Annotated in this window: 16 protein-coding genes and 2 tRNA genes; 8 read left to right on the top strand and 10 right to left on the bottom strand. The window is 72.3% G+C overall.

The window, feature by feature from the left end; translation table 11 throughout:
* Positions 1–6: 6 nt before the first annotated feature.
* The 6 genes from BSL84_RS07250 to BSL84_RS07230 form a co-directional block, all read right to left on the bottom strand.
* Positions 7–1,056, bottom strand: a complete 1,050-nt coding sequence (locus BSL84_RS07250) for a phosphotransferase family protein (protein ID WP_030027529.1) — start codon at positions 1,054–1,056, stop codon at positions 7–9.
* A complete protein-coding gene (locus BSL84_RS37750) occupies positions 1,053–1,316 on the bottom strand; it encodes a hypothetical protein (RefSeq protein WP_420711219.1) in 264 nt (87 codons plus the stop codon). The genes BSL84_RS07250 and BSL84_RS37750 overlap by 4 nt, the downstream gene beginning before the upstream one ends.
* A gap of 99 nt (positions 1,317–1,415) precedes the next feature.
* Entirely contained in the window at positions 1,416–1,712 is a 297-nt protein-coding gene (locus BSL84_RS07245; protein WP_030027531.1) for a hypothetical protein, read from the bottom strand.
* 128 nt (positions 1,713–1,840) lie between these two features.
* Positions 1,841–2,152 (bottom strand): DUF202 domain-containing protein, encoded by a 312-nt coding sequence (locus tag BSL84_RS07240; protein ID WP_030027532.1) that lies wholly within the window; start codon positions 2,150–2,152, stop codon positions 1,841–1,843.
* A gap of 2 nt (positions 2,153–2,154) precedes the next feature.
* A complete protein-coding gene (locus BSL84_RS07235) occupies positions 2,155–2,553 on the bottom strand; it encodes a YidH family protein (RefSeq protein ID WP_045323759.1) in 399 nt (132 codons plus the stop codon).
* Between the two features lie 9 nt (positions 2,554–2,562).
* Positions 2,563–3,084 (bottom strand): NUDIX hydrolase, encoded by a 522-nt coding sequence (locus tag BSL84_RS07230; protein ID WP_045323758.1) that lies wholly within the window; start codon positions 3,082–3,084, stop codon positions 2,563–2,565.
* A gap of 83 nt (positions 3,085–3,167) precedes the next feature.
* Between BSL84_RS07230 and BSL84_RS07225 the strand changes: the two genes are divergently transcribed.
* Positions 3,168–4,823, top strand: coding sequence for an FAD-binding dehydrogenase (locus BSL84_RS07225; protein ID WP_075970024.1), 1,656 nt, complete (start codon positions 3,168–3,170; stop codon positions 4,821–4,823).
* Positions 4,824–4,922: 99 nt separating this feature from the next.
* On the opposite strand, the gene BSL84_RS07220 is transcribed toward BSL84_RS07225, so the two are convergent.
* On the bottom strand, positions 4,923–5,348 hold the full coding sequence (locus tag BSL84_RS07220; RefSeq protein WP_030027537.1) for an ASCH domain-containing protein: 426 nt from the start codon (positions 5,346–5,348) through the stop codon (positions 4,923–4,925).
* A 465-nt stretch (positions 5,349–5,813) separates the two neighbouring features.
* Here BSL84_RS07220 and BSL84_RS07215 point away from each other — a divergent pair, with 465 nt between their 5' ends.
* From BSL84_RS07215 to BSL84_RS07205, 3 genes are all read left to right on the top strand, one after another.
* Positions 5,814–6,761 (top strand): hypothetical protein, encoded by a 948-nt coding sequence (locus tag BSL84_RS07215; RefSeq protein WP_030027538.1) that lies wholly within the window; start codon positions 5,814–5,816, stop codon positions 6,759–6,761.
* Between the two features lie 87 nt (positions 6,762–6,848).
* Complete coding sequence (locus BSL84_RS07210; RefSeq protein WP_045323756.1) at positions 6,849–8,393, top strand: APC family permease; 1,545 nt, start codon at positions 6,849–6,851, stop codon at positions 8,391–8,393.
* Between the two features lie 209 nt (positions 8,394–8,602).
* Entirely contained in the window at positions 8,603–10,042 is a 1,440-nt protein-coding gene (locus BSL84_RS07205) for an amino acid permease (protein ID WP_030037334.1), read from the top strand.
* Positions 10,043–10,190: 148 nt separating this feature from the next.
* Here the strand turns inward: BSL84_RS07205 and BSL84_RS07200 are convergent.
* Positions 10,191–10,278, bottom strand: a tRNA-Leu gene (locus BSL84_RS07200).
* Positions 10,279–10,421: 143 nt separating this feature from the next.
* Positions 10,422–10,509 (bottom strand) — tRNA-Leu (locus BSL84_RS07195).
* 173 nt (positions 10,510–10,682) lie between these two features.
* Between BSL84_RS07195 and BSL84_RS07190 the strand changes: the two genes are divergently transcribed.
* From BSL84_RS07190 to BSL84_RS36435, 3 genes are all read left to right on the top strand, one after another.
* Entirely contained in the window at positions 10,683–12,008 is a 1,326-nt protein-coding gene (locus BSL84_RS07190; protein ID WP_030037335.1) for a M20/M25/M40 family metallo-hydrolase, read from the top strand.
* A gap of 131 nt (positions 12,009–12,139) precedes the next feature.
* Positions 12,140–12,373: a chaplin ChpH gene (gene chpH / locus BSL84_RS07185; RefSeq protein WP_030037336.1), complete on the top strand. Its 234-nt coding sequence runs from the start codon at positions 12,140–12,142 to the stop codon at positions 12,371–12,373.
* A gap of 156 nt (positions 12,374–12,529) precedes the next feature.
* On the top strand, positions 12,530–13,405 hold the full coding sequence (locus BSL84_RS36435) for a chaplin (RefSeq protein ID WP_107484751.1): 876 nt from the start codon (positions 12,530–12,532) through the stop codon (positions 13,403–13,405).
* Positions 13,406–13,445: 40 nt separating this feature from the next.
* Here BSL84_RS36435 and BSL84_RS07175 read toward each other — a convergent pair whose 3' ends face one another.
* A complete protein-coding gene (locus BSL84_RS07175) occupies positions 13,446–13,634 on the bottom strand; it encodes a DUF5703 family protein (protein WP_030037337.1) in 189 nt (62 codons plus the stop codon).
* A gap of 47 nt (positions 13,635–13,681) precedes the next feature.
* On the opposite strand from BSL84_RS07175, the gene BSL84_RS07170 reads away from it, so the two are divergent.
* On the top strand, positions 13,682–14,350 hold the full coding sequence (locus BSL84_RS07170) for a hypothetical protein (protein WP_045323252.1): 669 nt from the start codon (positions 13,682–13,684) through the stop codon (positions 14,348–14,350).
* The last annotated feature ends 37 nt before the right edge of the window (positions 14,351–14,387 follow it).

Here is a 14,387-nt window from a genome sequence, read left to right as displayed (position 1 = left end):
CGTGCCTCAGCCTTCCTGCAGTTGCCGGAGCGTGGTCAGTCCGTGCTCGATGAAGACCGGAACCAGCTCGCCGATCCGGTCGAAGCCAGCTCCGACGGTCTGCCCGAGCGTGTAGCGGTAGTGGATGCCCTCAAGGATCACGGCGAGCTTGAACCAGGCGAAGGCCGTGTACCAGGCGATCGCCCCGGTGTCCCGGCCGGACCGGGCGGCGTACCGCTCGACCAGCTCGGCGGGCGCCGGATGGCCAGGTGCCCCGCTCGTCGTGCCCACCGGCGCCGCGGCCAGGCCCAGGTCGCAGCTGTACATCACCAGCAGCCCGAGATCGGTCAGCGGGTCCCCGAGCGTGGACATCTCCCAGTCCAGCACCGCACGGATCGTGTCGGGCCCGGACGGGGAACCGCCGATCAGCACGTTGTCGAGCCGGTAGTCGCCGTGCACCACGGTCGGGGCGGGGGAGCGCGGCAGCCGTCGGCCCAGGGCGCCGTGCAGCTCGTCGATCCCGGCGAGCTCCCGCCCCCGGGAGGCCGCGAGCTGCTTGCCCCAGCGGCGCAGCTGCCGGTCGAGGAAGCCCTCCGGCCGGCCGAAGTCGCCCAGCCCCACCGCCTCCGGGTCCACCGCGTGCAGCTCGACGAGGGTGTCCACCAGGGCGAGCACCGCCTGCCGGGTGCGCTGCGGACCGATCGCGGCGAGTTCGCCGGCCGTGCGGTACGGCACCCCCTCCACGTACTCCATGACGTAGAACGGCGCCCCGAGCACGGTCTCGTCCTCGCACAGCAGCACCGGCTCCGGCACCGGTACGGCCGTCCCGTGCAGCGCCGCCACGACCCGGTGCTCGCGGCGCATGTCGTGGGCGGTGGCCAGGACGTGGCCGAGCGGCGGCCGCCGCACCACCCAGCGGGCGGTCCCGTCGGTGACCTCGTACGTGAGATTCGACCGGCCGCCCTCGATCAGCCGGCCGCGCAGCGGCCCGGCCACGAGCCCCGGCCGGGCGCGTTCGAGATGGCCGCGCAGCCGCTCCAGGTCCAGGCCTCGGGGATCGGCCGGGGCTGAGGTCATGGTGCGCACCTCCGTGCGGAGAGTTGACGACGGGGCAAGAGGGCGCGGTGCGCGGGTGCACCGCCCCACCCCATCATGCCGACCAGTCGGTATGCCGTCCAGGGGGCGGGCCGAATCAACACCTCCGGACCGGCGGCCTCACGCGCGCAACAGCTCCAGCGCCCGCAGGGAACCGGCGAGCGAGCCCTTCGCCAGGGAGGGCGTCCCCCGGCGAAGGCCAGGTCCCCGGTGAAGGCGACCCGCTGCGCGGGCAGCCACACCACCGAGTCCCCGGCGGTGTGCGCCACGGCCGTCGGGCGCCGCTCCCGGTCGGGGCCGGGGGCGGCGCCGGTCAGGCGCGGTGCCGCAGGGTGGTCGTCTCAGTGGTCGTCGTAGTGCCCGTCGTGCTCGGCGTGCCGGTGGCCGTCGTGCAGGTAGTCGACGTGGTCGCCGTGCCGGACCGTCTCGTGCCCGCAGTCCGCCCCGTGGGTGTGGGCGTGGTTCTCGTGGGCGGTGTGCCCGGCCGGCTCGCACTCGTCCCAGTGCCCCGAGTGCTCCCGGTGCAGGTGGCCGTCGTGCGCGTAGTCGACGTGGTCGCCGTGCGGGACGGCCTGGTGGCCGCAGCCCGCGCCGTGGGCGTGCTGGTGCACGGGATGTTCGTGGTGGAGGGTCGTCATGGCGCCGAGACTATGGCGAATGGTCGGATATCGCCCGTTGTGTCCCTATCGGTGGGAGTAAGTGGGATGATCCGGCCGGCAGCTCCGAGGGCGACGCCTCAGAGGGCGACCGGTCAGAGGGCGACCGGTCAGAGGACGACCGCCATCGCGAACACCGCCAGCGCCACCGTGCACGCCACCACGGCCAGCGCGGACCGGGGCGCCATCTCCCGCGGCCGGCGGACAGCCAGCGCCCGGATCCTGCGGTGCGCCACCCCGAGGAACACCAGCCAGACCAGTACGATCACCGCCGCCCCGGCCACCTCCGCCGACGAACCGGACCCGCGCAGCGCCTGCCGCAGCGCCAGCACCGCCACCACCGAGGACGCCAGAGTCGTACGCCGCCACGCGAGCCGGGTCCGCTCGGGCTGCAGCCCCGCATCGCGCTCCGGGTCCGGCACGCTCACCGCTGCGACGTCCAGCCCAGCAGGACGACCACCACCATCGCCACCGCGACCAGCCCCACGCCCAGGCTCAGCACCACCGGGAACCGCGACAGCGGCAGGTCCTCGTTCCGCCGCATCGCCCGCTCGCAGCGCACCCAGTGGTTCACCGCGCGCAGCGCGCAGGCCGCGCCGACCGCGAGCAGCGCGAAGGCCATCCCCACCCGCACGCCCCACCGCAGGTCGGGCAGGAACTGGTCGACGGCGAACCCGCCGCCGACCAGGGCCAGCGCGGTCCGGATCCAGGCGAGGAACGTCCGCTCGTTGGCCAGCGAGAAGCGGTAGTCGGGGGTGTCGCCCTCGTCCTTCAGCCGCGACGGCGCGAACCACAGGCGTACGTCCTTGACGAAGTCGATCACCCGGTCAATCTACTGGCGGGAACCGCGATGCGCCCGCAGCCGCCGGTAGGCCTCCAGCCCGTCCGGCACCCAGGGCCACTCCCCGTCCCCGACCCGCCGGTCCAGCTCCTCCCGCGTGAGGAAGGTGTGCCAGGCCACCTCCGAGGCCTGCGGAGCCACCGGCAGGTCGCACCGCACCTCGTGCACGTACGACCACCAGGCCCCGCCCGGGCCCTCGTACAGGAACTTCAGCAGCGGCTCCGGCTGCGCCAGCCCCCGCACCCCCAGCTCCTCCTCGGCCTCCCGCAGCGCGGCCTGCGCGTAGCTCTCGCCGGCGCCCAGCACCCCGCCCACGAACATGTCGTAGCGCGAGGGGAAGACGAGCTTCGAAGCGGTGCGGCGGTGGACGAAGATCCGCTCCTCCGCGTCCCTGGCCAGCACGAACACACAGCGGTGGATCAGCCCGCGGGCGTACACCTCGCCCCGCGGGGCCTGCCCGGTGACCCGGTCCTCCCGGTCCACCACGTCCAGAACTTCGTCAGCGGCACTCACAGGTTCATCCAACCACCGCTGTTGACTGGTTACCGCTCCGTAGCCAAGGATCTGCGTCACCACCGACACAGGACGGGATCCGCATGACGTACGACGCAGACGTGATCGTGATCGGAGCCGGGCTCGCGGGCCTCGTGGCCACCGCCGAGCTCGTCGACGCGGGCCGCAAGGTCATCCTGCTCGACCAGGAGCCGGAACAGTCCATGGGCGGCCAGGCGCACTGGTCCTTCGGCGGCCTCTTCTTCGTCGACTCGCCCGAGCAGCGCCGGATGCGGATCAAGGACAGCCATGCCCTGGCCCTCCAGGACTGGCTGGGCACCGCCGGCTTCGACCGCGAGGAGGACGCCTGGCCGCGCCGCTGGGCCGAGGCCTACGTCGACTTCGCGGCCGGCGAGAAGCGCCCCTGGCTGCACGCCCGCGGCGTCCGCTTCTTCCCCGTCGTCGGCTGGGCGGAACGCGGCGGCTACGGCGCGAACGGCCACGGAAACTCCGTCCCCCGCTTCCACATCACCTGGGGCACCGGCCCCGGCCTGGTGGAGCCGTTCGAACGGCGGGTCCGGGACGGCGTGGCCCGCGGCCTGGTCCGCCTGGCGTTCCGCCACCGGGTGACCGGACTGTCCGCCACCGCCGGCGCCGTGGACACGGTGACCGGCGAGGTCCTGGAGCCCTCCGACGCCGTACGGGGCACCGCCAGCGGCCGCGAGGCCACCGGGTCCTTCTCCCTGCGGGCCCAGGCCGTGATCGTCACCAGCGGCGGCATCGGCGGCAACCACGACCTCGTACGCGCCCAGTGGCCCGCCAGGCTCGGCACGCCGCCCCAGCGGATGCTCTCCGGGGTGCCCGCGCACGTCGACGGCCTGATGCTGGGCATCGCGGAGGCGGCGGGCGCCAGCCACATCAACAAGGACCGGATGTGGCACTACACCGAGGGCATCCAGAACTGGGACCCGATCTGGGCCGGGCACGGGATCCGCATCCTCCCCGGCCCGTCCCCGCTCTGGCTGGACGCCACGGGCCGACGGCTGCCCGTACCGCTCTTCCCCGGCTTCGACACCCTCGGCACGCTCGACCACATCATGAAGACCGGCCACGACCACACCTGGTTCGTGCTCAACCAGCGCATCATCGGCAAGGAGTTCGCCCTCTCCGGCTCCGAACAGAACCCGGACCTCACCGGCAGGTCGGTGCGCGACGTCATCACCCGGGCCCGCCAGGCGGTGCCCGGCCCGGTCAAGGCCTTCATGGACCACGGCGCCGACTTCGTCGTCGAGCGCGACCTGTCCGCCCTCGTGCGCGGGATGAACGCGGTCACCAAGGAGGACCTGCTCGACGAGGCGGCCGTACGGCGCGAGATCGTGGCCCGCGACCGGGAGATCGCCAACCCCTTCACCAAGGACCTCCAGGTGACCGCCATCCACGGCGCCCGCAGGTACCTCGGCGACAAGCTGATCCGTACCGCCGCCCCGCACCGGATCCTCGACCCCGGGGCCGGCCCGCTGATCGCCGTACGCCTGTCCGTCCTGACCCGCAAATCGCTGGGCGGGCTGGAGACCGACCTCTCCTCCCGGGTCCTGACCGGTACGGGCGAACCGCTGCCGGGCGTCTACGCCGCGGGCGAAGCGGCCGGCTTCGGCGGCGGCGGGGTCCACGGCTACCGGGCCCTGGAAGGCACCTTCCTCGGCGGCTGCATCTTCTCGGGCCGCGCGGCGGGCCGGGCGGCGGCCCAGGCGGTCGCCTGAGGCCGGCCACCGCACCGGCGCCGGCTCCGTTTTTTCGGGCCGGCTCCGGTTCCCGGGGCCGGTCTTCCGGGCCGGCTCCGGTCGCCCGGGCGCCGGGGGTCAGGCCAGTCGCTCGGTGACCCGGAACCGCTCGGCGACGACGAGGGTGTCGTCGCCGACGGTGAAACCCGGGTCGCCGATCACCGTGCGCACCGGCTCGCTGTGCCAGAACTCCTCGTGTGCCGTACGCCATTCGGCCACCGACGTGTATCCCTCGCCCTCGTCGAGCGCATGCTCCAGCCCCACGTCGCCCAGCCGCAGCACCTCCACGGCCGTCACCTCCACCACCGCCACCCCGCGCTCGCCGGAGTCGACCAGCAGGGACCGCGTACCGGGCTCCGGCAGCGGCTCCCGCTCCGCCTCGTACTCGGCGAGCAGGCCGGTGGTACTGGTCTTCGCCCCGCTCAGCACGGCTGCCACCAACTGGTCGCGCAACGGCCCCGGGAAGCCCAGCAGGTACGGGGGGAGATCGCCATATGCAGTCATACGGCCACCCTACGGCGGGGCCCCCGGCCGCCCGCAACGAATACCGCCCGCCCAACTGGCACGACCGCCAGAGCAGTTGAAACCCGCCACGCAGTGGACTGGACCTTGACTCGGAGCTGCGCATACCGCTTTGCTGTGCGTGATCACCGGAGTGCTCACCGGAGTTCCCCCGGAATCCGCCCGAGCGCCCGGCGTTCCGTAGCAGTCCCCGCGGAACTCCACGGCGGTCCCGCCGCAGTCAGTCCCACCGGAGCTCCGACACCGCACCACAGGCACGACGCCGAGCCCCTCGCGGCCGGACCACGCGCATGCGCCTCGCGCGCGGGCGGCCGCCACCGGACCTGCCCGACCGGGGCCCCCACCCGACCGGCCCCCACCCGACCGACCCGACCCGACCCCGACTTCCGGCCACCCATGCGATCCCCAGACACCCGTCCGCCCGCGTCCTGGAGGGAAACCCCGCGGATGTCCCCGCCTCCGCCGCCCCTCGGCCGCGCCCGCAAGCGGGACGCGCAGCTCTTCGACCCGGCCCTGTGCGACGCCGAACTCATCGACGTGCGCTCCCAGTTCACCCAGGGGCGCTGGGCCAGGGTCCGCTCCCTCCTCGTCGGCACCGGCGACGACTGGGACCGCCGGGGCCACCGCGTCGTCGTCCTCGCCCAGACCCCGGCGGCCACCGCCTGGGCCCGCGAATGGCTGCTCGCCGAACCGGACAGCGCCGACGCCGCCACCCTCCTCGCCTGCGCCGCCGTCTTCGCCGCCCTGCGCGACAAGGGCACCCCGGCCGCCGCCGAGGAGGCCTGCCGCCGGGCCGCCGTCCTGCTCCCCGACGACCCGACCCCCTGGCTCGGACTGCTCCTGCTCTCCCGCACCTTCGGCACGGAGGAGGAGTTCAGCCGCCACTTCGACCAGGTCCGGGCCCGCCACCGCGAGCACCACCACGCCCACCACCTCATGGTGGCGAAGCTGGCCGAACGCAGCCTCGCCCCAGGCCAGGACCCGCTCCACGAGGTCTACGACTTCGCGGCCTGGGCCGCAGAGGAGTCCCCGGCCGACTCTCCGCTCGCCGTGCTCCCCGTCGTCGCGCACGCCGAGCGCTACCGCGTGCTCGCCGCCACCAACGGCCACACCCCCGAGGCGGCCGCCGCCCACTGGGCGGGCCGCCGCGCCCGCCAGGTCCTGCGCTCCGCCTTCGACTGGTGGCTGGAATGGGAGCGCGACGACCACCCCCGCAACCGGGTCGACCTCAACTTCCTCGCACACGCCAAACTCTGCGAGGGCCGCCCCGCCGAAGCCGCCGCGCTCTTCCACCGCATCGGCAGCCACGCCACCCGCGCCCCCTGGTCCTACCCCGACCGGGACCCGCAGAAGGCCTTCCTCGCCGCACGCAACGTCGCGCTCGGCACCGCCTGACCGCCTGACCGCCTGACCTCCCGACCGAAGCCCACGTCCCCATCCGCTCCGCCCCCGAAAGAACCGCGCCCCCGAAAGGACGCCGCCATGCCGACGGGCAGATCCACCACGCTCCAGGAACCGGCCGAGATACGCACCTACAAGGGCCAGGACCGCGCGCTTCGCGCCGACCGCCTCGGCACCGCCGGCCTGCTGCTCTCCGTACTCGCCGCGAGCGCCCCCCTGATGGTCGTCGCGGGTGTCATGCCCACGACATTCGGCCTGATGGGCGTCGTCGGCCAGCCCCTGCTCTTCGTCGTCCTGGGCCTCGTCCTCGCCCTGTTCAGCGTCGGCTACGCCGAGATGAGCCGCCACGTCCACAACGCCGGCGCCTTCTACGCGTACATCGCCCGCGGCCTCGGCCCCACCGCCGGCGCGGCCGCCTCGCTCGTCGCCCTCGTCGCGTACAGCGCCATGCAGGTCGGCGTCTACGGCATCCTCGGCTTCGAGATCTCCGGCCTCTTCGCCACCTACCTGGACACCGAGCTCGCCTGGTGGATCCCCGCCCTCCTCGCGGTCGCCGTCACCGGCGCGCTCGGCTGGCTCAAGATCGACCTCAATGCCAAGGTCCTCGGCGTGCTCCTCCTCATCGAGTGCGCCCTGGTCGTCGTCTTCGACGCCGCGGCCCTGGCCAAGCCCGGCCCCGAAGGCCTCTCGCTGCACGCCTTCAACCCCGAGACCCTCAGCGGAGCCGGCCTCGGCACCGCCCTGTGCTTCTGCATCGCCGCCTTCGTCGGCTTCGAGCAGTCCCCGGTGTACGCGGAGGAGACCAGCAGGCCGCACATCGTCGTCTCCCGCGTGATGTTCCTCGCCGTCGGCTTCGTGGCCCTCTTCTTCGCCTTCAGCGCCTGGGCCCTCACCGTCGCCACCGGCCCCGGAGAAGTCGTCAGGACCGCCGGCGAGGCAGGCCCCGGCCTGCTCTTCCAGCTCACCGAGGCCCGGCTCGGCGCCACCTTCACCGACGTCCTGCACGTCCTCTTCGTGACCGGCATGTTCGCCGCCATGCTCAGCTTCCACAACGTCGTCGCCCGCTACGCCTTCGCCATGGGCCGCGAGGGCCTGCTCCCCGCCGCCTTCGGCCGCACCAACGCCGGCACCGGCGCCCCCGCCACCGGCTCCCTGCTCCAGACCGGCGTCGCGACCCTCGTCGTCATCGCATTCGCCGCCACCGACGACCTTCCGGCCGGCGACCCCACCGCGCCCGTCCTGCACCTGTTCACCTGGATGGGCAGCGTCGGCGCCCTCGGTGTGACGCTCCTCATGGCCGCCGCCTCCTTCGCCGTGATCGCCTTCTTCGTCCGCCGCGGCACCGCCGGCGCCCAGGTCTGGCGGCTCGTCGCGGCCGGCGCCGCCGGCCTGGCCCTGCTCGCCATCGCCGCCTACACCGTCAAGGACTTCGGCGTCCTCGTCGGCGCCGAGAAGGGATCCGCCCTCACCTGGGTCCTGCCGGGCATCATCGGCGCCGCCGCCGTGGGCGGGCTGCTGTACGGGGCCTTCCTGCGCCGCAGCCGGCCCGAGGTCCACGCCCGTATCGGCCTCGGCAACGAAGCCTTCCGCCTCGACCAGGCGGCAGAGGCCGCACCCGCCGACTGACCTCGCTTTCGAGGCTCTACGAAGCCCCCGACGACCGTTTCCAAGGTCGCCGGGGGCTTCTGCACGCAGGGGGCGATTTTGGCGGCTGGCAGAGCCTCGTGGTCTCCTATGGCGATCAAAACACCCGGAACGCGCCACAGGGGACACCACCCGGCTCCTCTGCGCGGCCCTCCGGGCTGCCTGTCCCACCCACGAAGGCGAAGCCCCACATGAGTGACCGCACCTTGACCGAGGCACCCGCCCCGGCGTCCTCCCGCCATGTCGACGCCGGTGACGAGGGTTACAGCAAGGACCTGAAGTCCCGCCACATCAACATGATCGCGATCGGCGGAGCGATAGGCACCGGCCTGTTCCTCGGAGCGGGCGGCCGCCTCGCCGGCGCCGGCCCCTCCCTCGCGATCGCCTACGCGGTGTGCGGAGTCTTCGCCTTCTTCGTGGTCCGCGCCCTCGGCGAGCTCGTCCTCTACCGGCCCTCCTCCGGCGCCTTCGTCTCCTACGCCCGTGAGTTCATGGGCGAGAAGGGCGCCTACACGGCCGGCTGGCTGTACTTCCTGAACTGGTCCACGACCACCGTGGCGGACATCACGGCCGCCGCCGTGTTCGCCCACTACTGGTCCGCCTTCACCGACGTCCCCCAGTGGGTCCTCGCCTTCATCGCCCTCGCCATCGTCCTCACCGCCAACCTGATCTCGGTGAAGTACTTCGGTGAGATGGAGTTCTGGTTCGCGATCGTCAAGGTCGGCGCCCTGGTGATCTTCATGGCGGTCGCGATCTACCTGGTCGCCACCAGCCACCCGATCGACGGCCACACCCCGGGCCTCGCGACGATCACCGACAACGGCGGCCTCTTCCCCTCCGGCGTGATCCCGATGCTCATGGTCGTCCAGGGCGTCGTCTTCGCGTACGCCTCCGTCGAGCTCTGCGGCGTCGCCGCGGGCGAGACCGAGAACCCCGAGAAGATCATGCCAAAGGCGATCAACTCCATCATGTGGCGCGTCGGCGTCTTCTACGTGGGCTCGGTCGTCCTGCTGGCCATGCTGCTCCCGTACACCGCCTACTCCGCCGACCAGTCCCCGTTCGTGACCGTCTTCGACAAGCTGGGCATCCCCGGCACCGCGGGCATCATGAACCTGGTCGTCCTGACCGCCGCCCTCTCCTCGCTGAACTCGGGCCTCTACTCCACCGGCCGCATCCTGCGCTCGATGGCCCTGTCCGGCTCCGCCCCCAAGTTCACCGGCGTCATGAACAAGGGCAAGGTCCCCTACGGCGGCGTCCTGTTCACCGCCGCCTTCGGCGTCGCCGGCGTCGGCCTGAACTACTGGATGCCCGGCGAGGCCTTCGAGATCGTCCTCAACCTCGCCTCCATCGGCATCCTCGGCACCTGGGGCATGGTCATGCTCTGCTCGCTCTTCTTCTGGCACCGCTCCAGGAGCGGCCTGGTCACCCGCCCGTCCTACCGCCTGCCCTGGGCCCCCTACACGCAGATCCTGACCCTGATCTTCCTGGCCACGGTCCTGGTCCTGATGTGGAGCGACGGAGGCGTCGGCCGCACCACCGTCATGCTCCTCCCGGTCATCGCCGCCGCCCTCGTCGGCGGCTGGTTCCTGGTCCGCGGCCGAGTCGCCGCCCTGTCGTCCCCCCGCGACTGACCCCGACCCGGACCCCCACGAGGCCCCCCGCGCCCCTCCGGCGCGGGGGGCCTCGCCATACCGAGCACAGCCCCACCCCGACTCCGGCGCGGTGCGCCCGTAGACGCACGAAAGGCCGGTCAGGAGTGCTCCTGACCGGCCTTTGCCGTGGTGTCCGAGGGGGGACTTGAACCCCCACGCCCGATAAAGGGCACTAGCACCTCAAGCTAGCGCGTCTGCCATTCCGCCACCCGGACCGGGTGTCTGCCGTGCGGTCCTCGCGGGCCGTTGCGACGAGTGGAACACTACCAAACATTCCGGGGCGCCCGCCGCGCCCGGGCGGGGCGGGTGGCCGCCTCCGGGAACGAGGAAGGACCCCGCCGAAGCGGGGTCCTTCCGTTGGTGTCCGAGGGGGGACTTGAACCCCCACGCCCGATAAAGGGCACTAGCACCTCAAGCTAGCGCGTCTGCCATTCCGCCACCCGGACCGGGTGTCTGCCGTGCGGCCCTCGCGGGCCGTTGCGACGTGGAAAACAGTACCAAACGGCGGGGGGTCCTCGATCACACCCCCCGGGCGGCCGGGGATCGCCCTTGGGGAGAGCGGCCCGGGGCGCGAGGATGGGAACGTTCGGTACTGAGTGGATCAGTGGGAGGAAGCAGCGTGAGCGAGTCGAGCGCGGGCAAGGCCGTCTCCGGCGAGGACGAGGTCGTCGACCTCTGCCGGGATCTCATCCGGATCGACACCAGCAACTACGGGGACCACTCGGGCCCCGGGGAGCGCAAGGCGGCGGAGTGGGTCGCCGAGAAGCTCGCCGAGGTCGGGCTGGAGCCGCAGATCTTCGAATCGCACAAGGGCCGCGCCTCGACCGTGGCCCGGATCGAGGGCGAGGACCCCTCGCGGCCCGCCCTGCTGATCCACGGGCACACCGACGTGGTTCCGGCCAACGCCGCGGACTGGACGTACGACCCGTTCGCGGGGGAGATCGCCGACGGGTGCCTGTGGGGCCGCGGCGCCGTCGACATGAAGGACATGGACGCGATGACGCTGGCCGTCGTACGCGACCGGATGCGCAGCGGCCGCAAGCCCCCGCGGGACATCGTGCTGGCCTTCCTCGCCGACGAGGAGGCGGGCGGCATCTACGGGGCCCGGCACCTCGTCGACAAGCACCCGGGGCTGTTCGAGGGCGTCACCGAGGCGATCGGCGAGGTCGGCGGCTTCTCGTTCACCGTGAACGAGAACCTCCGGCTCTACCTCGTGGAGACCGCCCAGAAGGGCATGCACTGGATGCGGCTCACGGTGGAGGGCACCGCGGGCCACGGCTCCATGACCAACAACGACAACGCCATCACGGAGCTGTGCGAGGCCGTGGGCCGGCTCGGCCGCCACCAGTGGCCGGTGCGCGTGACCAAGACCGTACGGTCCTTCCTGGACGAGCTCTCGGACGCGCTCGGCACCCCGCTGGACCCCGACAACATGGACGCCACGCTCGCCAAGCTCGGCGGCATCGCCAAGATGGTCGGCGCGACCCTGCGCAACTCGGCCGCCCCGACGATGCTCGGCGCCGGCTACAAGGTCAACGTCATCCCGGGCCAGGCGACGGCTCACGTCGACGGCCGCTTCCTGCCGGGCTACGAGGAGGAGTTCTTCGCCGACCTGGACCGCATCCTCGGCCCCCGGGTGAAGCGCGAGGACGTGCACGGCGACAAGGCCCTGGAGACGGACTTCGACGGCCGGCTGGTCGAGGCGATGCAGAGCGCCCTGAAGGCGGAGGACCCGATCGCGCGGGCGGTCCCGTACATGCTCTCGGGCGGCACGGACGCCAAGTCCTTCGACGACCTCGGCATCCGCTGCTTCGGTTTCGCGCCGCTGCAGCTGCCGCCGGAGCTGGACTTCGCCGGGATGTTCCACGGCGTGGACGAGCGGGTGCCGGTGGAAGGACTGAAGTTCGGGGCGCGGGTGCTCGACCGGTTCATCGACAACGCCTGACATTCGAGAAGGTGTGCGCATTCCACTGAGAAGAGTGAATGCACTCATACGCTCGTAGCCCTGGTGATCCCTCCTCGTTACAGGTGGTGCGGTCCGCGGCTGGGACCGCACTTTGCCTACTAGGAGGAACAATGCTCAAGAAGGTTGTCGCCGCTGCGGCTGCCACCGGTGGTCTCGTTCTCGCGGGTGCGGGCATCGCCGCCGCCGACGCGGGCGCCCAGGGTGCGGCCATCGGCTCCCCCGGCGTCCTGTCCGGCAACGTCGTCCAGGTCCCGGTCCACATCCCGGTCAACGTCTGCGGTAACACCGTGAACGTGATCGGCCTGCTGAACCCGGCCTTCGGCAACACCTGCGTCAACGCCTGACGTATCTGAAGTCTTCGGCCCCGGAGCGCATTCCAGCGCTCCGGGGCCACCGGGCTTTTCCGGCCCGGAACCACTTTTCGGCGGACCAGGCGGGGGAGCCTGGACGGCCGGCTTCCCAGCGCCGGCCGACACGTACACACCAGGGGACGAGTACAGATGCGACGACCGGCACAGGTCACCAGGAAGACCCTGATCACCATGGCTGCCGCGGGGGGTGTCCTCGCCATGGGCGGGGGCTACGCACACGCGGACTCCGCCGCGACAGGGCATGCGAAGAACTCTCCGGGCCTGCTGTCCGGAAACACCGTGCAGGCGCCCGTGGACGCGCCGGTGAACGCCTGCGGGAACACGGTCACGGTGGTGGGAGGCCTGAACCCGGCCTTCGGCAACCACTGCGCCAACGCCCCCGGGCACGGCCGCCCGGGACACCCCGGCAACCCGGGTCACCCGGGCAACCCCGGTAACCCGGGCAACCCGGGTCACCCGGGCAACCCCGGTAACCCGGGCAACCCGGGTCACCCGGGCAACCCCGGTAACCCGGGCAACCCGGGTCACCCCGGCAACCCGGGTCACCCCGGTAACCCCGGCGACGATGAGCCGTGCGACGACCACCCGGGTAACCCGGGTAACCCGGGTAACCCGGGCAATCCCGGTAACCCGGGCAACCCTGGGAACCCGGGCAACCCTGGGAACCCGGGCAACCCCGGTAACCCGGGTAACCCCGGCAACCCCGGTAACCCGGGCAACCCCGGCAACCCCGGCAACCCTGGGAACCCCGGTAACCCCGGTAACCCCGGTAACCCCGGTAACCCCGGCAACCCTGGGAACCCCGGCAACCCCGGTAACCCCGGCAACCCTGGGAACCCCGGTAACCCCGGTAACCCTGGCACCGGCACCGGCACCGGCACCGAGGCGCAGCCCGGGCTCGCCGCCACCGGTGCCGGCGACGTCCTGACCGCAGGCCTCCCCGTCGCGGGTGGCCTGCTGCTCGCCGGCACCGTGCTCTACCGGCGTGCCAGGAACGCCGCCTGACGGCTGCTCACGACGCGGGCCCCGCCCCCGGGGCCCGCGTTCACCAGGTCGCGCGGACCTGGCGGATGATCCGGCGGCGCAGCCGCACGCGGCGGCTGCCGTCCCGGTGCAGACTCAACCGGTCGATCTCCCAGTTCCCGTACTCGGCATGGTCGGTCAGCAGGCGGGTCGCCTCCTTGCGAGGGACCCCGCGGGGCACGTACACGTCGACAAATTCGTATTCCGGCATCGCATCTATTGTGCGGGCAGAGCCCTGCTACGGATAGCGTCTGCTCTATGTCTGATGCCGCTCTGCCCACTGTTGCCGAGGTCCGCGCCGCCGCCGAGGCGGTCAAGGCCGCGCTCGACCGCCACCTCGCCGCGGTCGAGCGCAGGATCGGGGACGAGGATCCGGACGTCTACGCCGCCTTCAACGAGCTCGCCGCCGCCGCCGAGGAGTACGACGAACTCCTCTACGACCGCTACGACGAGGTCACTCCCTTCGAGATCCCGACGCCCGAGGACGGCGTCCCGTACACCGGCCCCGCCGAACCCGCCGCCTTCAGCGTGCTCATCCGCCGCGACTACGCCGTCGTCGAACCGGCGCGCCTGATCGCGCAGGCCGAACGGGTCGCCGCACACGACCGGGACGCCGACCTCGTCCACGACGGCGGCACCGCCGACGCCCTCGGCGTCCTCTTCGGTGAGTACGAACCCGACGAAATCGCCTCACGTTCCAAGGACTTCGGGCTGGAGGAGGGCGACTCCACCCTCTGGATCGCCGCCTCGGAGGACATGGCGGAACCAGGGGAGTGGCTGGGCTCGCCCTTCGGGCAGATCGACCCGCAGGACGTGCTGCACCGGTTCGACGTCAGCTCCGTCTTCGACGACGACGCCGACGAGTTCGACGATGTCCGCGACGAGGACGAGGACGAGACCGCCCGGCCCGGTCTGACCCCCGCCTGACCTGCCTGTACGGCCTGGCCCAGCCGGCGCGCCCCCA

Source organism: Streptomyces sp. TN58 (genome assembly GCF_001941845.1).
Classification (GTDB): domain Bacteria; phylum Actinomycetota; class Actinomycetes; order Streptomycetales; family Streptomycetaceae; genus Streptomyces.
This window is presented reverse-complemented; position numbering and strand designations above follow the sequence as displayed.

Coding starts and splice junctions, on each gene's coding strand:
- BSL84_RS07225 (WP_075970024.1), top strand. CDS start 3,168: ATGACGTACGACGCAGACGTGATCGTGATCGGAGCCGGGCTCGCGGGC.
- BSL84_RS07220 (WP_030027537.1), bottom strand. CDS start 5,348: ATGACTGCATATGGCGATCTCCCCCCGTACCTGCTGGGCTTCCCGGGG.
- BSL84_RS36435 (WP_107484751.1), top strand. CDS start 12,530: ATGCGACGACCGGCACAGGTCACCAGGAAGACCCTGATCACCATGGCT.
- BSL84_RS07205 (WP_030037334.1), top strand. CDS start 8,603: ATGAGTGACCGCACCTTGACCGAGGCACCCGCCCCGGCGTCCTCCCGC.
- BSL84_RS07245 (WP_030027531.1), bottom strand. CDS start 1,712: ATGACGACCCTCCACCACGAACATCCCGTGCACCAGCACGCCCACGGC.
- BSL84_RS07250 (WP_030027529.1), bottom strand. CDS start 1,056: ATGACCTCAGCCCCGGCCGATCCCCGAGGCCTGGACCTGGAGCGGCTG.
- BSL84_RS07215 (WP_030027538.1), top strand. CDS start 5,814: ATGTCCCCGCCTCCGCCGCCCCTCGGCCGCGCCCGCAAGCGGGACGCG.
- BSL84_RS07175 (WP_030037337.1), bottom strand. CDS start 13,634: ATGCCGGAATACGAATTTGTCGACGTGTACGTGCCCCGCGGGGTCCCT.
- chpH (WP_030037336.1), top strand. CDS start 12,140: ATGCTCAAGAAGGTTGTCGCCGCTGCGGCTGCCACCGGTGGTCTCGTT.
- BSL84_RS07210 (WP_045323756.1), top strand. CDS start 6,849: ATGCCGACGGGCAGATCCACCACGCTCCAGGAACCGGCCGAGATACGC.
- BSL84_RS07170 (WP_045323252.1), top strand. CDS start 13,682: ATGTCTGATGCCGCTCTGCCCACTGTTGCCGAGGTCCGCGCCGCCGCC.